The organism is Collimonas sp. OK242 (assembly GCF_900107095.1).
GTDB lineage: Bacteria > Pseudomonadota > Gammaproteobacteria > Burkholderiales > Burkholderiaceae_D > Collimonas.
On sequence record NZ_FNOR01000046.1, the window covers coordinates 1 to 2,676 of the forward strand.

The following is a 2,676-nucleotide window of genomic DNA, read 5'->3' on the forward strand; positions in this document are numbered from 1 at the left end:
TAACGTCTTGGGATTAATTGCGTTTACACTGATGGCTGAAAAACGGTGAAAATATAATCCCCAAGGGGCGTCGCGTTTTCACACACTCTGGGCCACTACCGGACCTTGAAGCCCTCGGCCAATTTGATATTGCTTTTGCAAATTTTTTACGATGAGATCCTCTTTCCTGCCTACCGTCGCAAGACCGCGAAAATGCTCAATTCGAGCGAAGGACAAGGTGCGAGTCTGTCGTCAGGTGGTGCGGATCACGATGTCAACTTACGGACATTCCCGCATGATCTCTTCGAAAAACAGGCACCCGCTAGGCAGTTGTACCTTCTTCTAGCAAGGTTCCAGATGGAACACGCCGTCAAAGTCGAGTAACAGGATCATCGGTGCTTGCAAGATCAGGATAGGCGTGTTTGGGCGAAGGGGGTGAACGCCGTGCATCCAAAATGTCGGGAAGGATGGTGTCGATGCAGTCGGCCAACGCCTCAACTCTCTCACCCACAATTCTTCCCAGTGGAGTCAAGGAATATTCCACGTGGGGCGGTACAGTCTCATAAGACTTCCGATGAACCAACCCGTGTGCTTCCAGGCGCTTCAGGGTTTGCGACAACATTTTTTCGCTCACGCCGCCGACCATTCTGCGCAGCTCGCTGAAACGTCGAACATCGCCCATCAGCACGATAAGGAGCAATACGCCCCAAGGACTCGTGACGTCTTTAAGCATCTCACGACAAGGGCATTCAGTTGAAGTGAGCCCCCCGCGTCGAACTTGTGCGGAAAAGGACTCAGATGCGATCAATTTGGTTTGCGTTGCCATCTCTACACTAACCTTTCGGTGCGTACTTACGGAAAGTAAGGTAATACATTATTGTAAGTGCCTTACTCAACCAAACCAAGGAATTTGTCATGATAGTTGTTACAGGAGCCACAGGGCAGCTAGGTCGTCTGGTAATTGAAAACCTTTTACGCACAGAACCCGCATCAAGCATCGTCGCTTTAGTCCGCGATCCAGCGAAGGCAACCGATTTATCGAATCGCGGCGTTCAAGTCCGTCAGGCTGATTACACTCAGCCAGCGGCGCTTAGGACAGCGCTTGCTGGTGCGGATAAGCTGCTGCTTATATCTTCGAGCGAGCTCGAGCCCGGACAGCGCGCCTCTCACCACCGCGCCGTAATTGACGCGGCGATTGATTGTGAAGTCAAGTTGATCGGATACACGAGCGTTCTACACGCCAGCACATCTCCGTTGGGGTTGGCGGCTGACCACGTTCAAACCGAGGCGATGCTTAAAGCTTCAGCCATCCCATTCGTTATCTTGCGCAATGGTTGGTACACCGAAAATTACACGATTTCAATTCCAACGGCGCTGGCTCACGGTGCGCTGATGGGTAGCGCCGGCGACGGACGAATTGCTTCGGCTTCGCGGGCTGACTATGCCGCCGCGGCCGCTTTGGCGATGACGCTTCCCGATCAAGCCGGACGGGTCTACGAACTGGCGGGGGATACTGCCTACACCTTGTCGGAGTTCGCGGCCGAAATCTCGCGGCAGTCAGGCAAGGCAGTCAACTACATGAACCTGCCGCGTGCGGATTACAAAGCGGCGCTCGTGGGCTTTGGTCTGCCCGAACCAGTCGCAGATCTGCTCGCAGATTCTGATAGCGGCGCTTCACAAGGTGGCCTTTTCGACGATAAGCGCCAGCTCAGTACATTGATCGGCCGACCAACAACGCCGATGGCTGAGACGATTGCAGCGGAACTTAAGGCGTAGATAATCGTTGGCACATTGCCGCCAAGCCCATGCTTTGTCAACCAACGTGATGCGCCGCATTGCGCTGAGCTGTTGGTTGCACTCAGCCTCTGAAGTGTCGAGGCATGGCTGATAACCAATTGATTAATTTAGCTGGTCGTGTCAACGATCAGTTGCTTGTTTTTCACAGGGGGTTCCAATGGGTATTCGATTTCTCAAGATCGCAGTAATCTATCTATTAATCGGCGCGTTACTTGGCGGCTATATGGGGGCGACCGAAAATTTTGCTTTGGCTCCAGTCCATGCGCATCTCGCGTTGCTAGGCTGGGCTTCGCTCGCGCTTGCGGGTTTGATTTATCACCTTTACCCGGCCGCAGCGCTGACGCTGCTAGCGCGAATTCATTTCTGGTTGCACAACATCGGCCTGCCATTTTTCATGCTCGGGCTCTGCTTGGTGCTTACAGGGCATACCGCTGCAGTTCCCATCGTCCCCATCTCTGCCGCCGGCGTCATTATTGGCCTGGCAGCGTTCACCGCAAACGTTCTGATGAATGTGAAAGCTAATGCCGGTCGAGAGTAATCTGGTAAGCGCGCCTGAAGAAATTTTCGGTATGGAAGTTGATGTTTGAATTGCCATGCCAATGCCAATTGTATAAATATCAAGATCGAGCAGCGTAGCATGTGTATTGCGAAGGCGAAACCTGTCAAAATTGAGAGTTTTTTTTCATATTTATGTTTCAAATCAGCGAAAGACGCGAATTGTCAAACACTCAAATTGAGTGTCAGTTTTCGGGAAGCTTGACAGGCAGTTTTGGGTCGAAATCGACTTGTCACGACCGGCTCAACACGGCCCAGAGTGTGTGAAAACGCGACGCCCCTTGGGGATTATATTTTCACCGTTTTTCAGCCATCAGTGTAAACGCAATTAATCCCAAGACGTTA

The 2,676-nt window shown here is 52.2% G+C and carries 3 protein-coding genes; 2 read left to right on the forward strand and 1 reads right to left on the reverse strand.

The annotated features are described in order from the left end of the window. Nucleotides 1-349 precede the first annotated feature (349 nt). The gene (locus BLV81_RS23330) at nucleotides 350-805 is read right to left on the reverse strand and encodes a winged helix-turn-helix transcriptional regulator (protein WP_092360270.1); all 456 of its coding nucleotides are present in this window, start codon (nucleotides 803-805) and stop codon (nucleotides 350-352) included. A gap of 89 nt (nucleotides 806-894) precedes the next feature. Between BLV81_RS23330 and BLV81_RS23335 the strand changes: the two genes are divergently transcribed. Both BLV81_RS23335 and BLV81_RS23340 read left to right on the forward strand, forming a co-directional pair. After that, nucleotides 895-1,755 carry an SDR family oxidoreductase gene (locus BLV81_RS23335; protein WP_092360271.1) on the forward strand — a complete coding sequence of 287 codons (861 nt, stop codon included), beginning with the start codon at nucleotides 895-897 and terminating at the stop codon, nucleotides 1,753-1,755. A 178-nt stretch (nucleotides 1,756-1,933) separates the two neighbouring features. Continuing rightward, on the forward strand, nucleotides 1,934-2,314 hold the full coding sequence (locus tag BLV81_RS23340) for a cytochrome-c oxidase (RefSeq protein ID WP_092360272.1): 381 nt from the start codon (nucleotides 1,934-1,936) through the stop codon (nucleotides 2,312-2,314). Nucleotides 2,315-2,676: the final 362 nt, after the last annotated feature.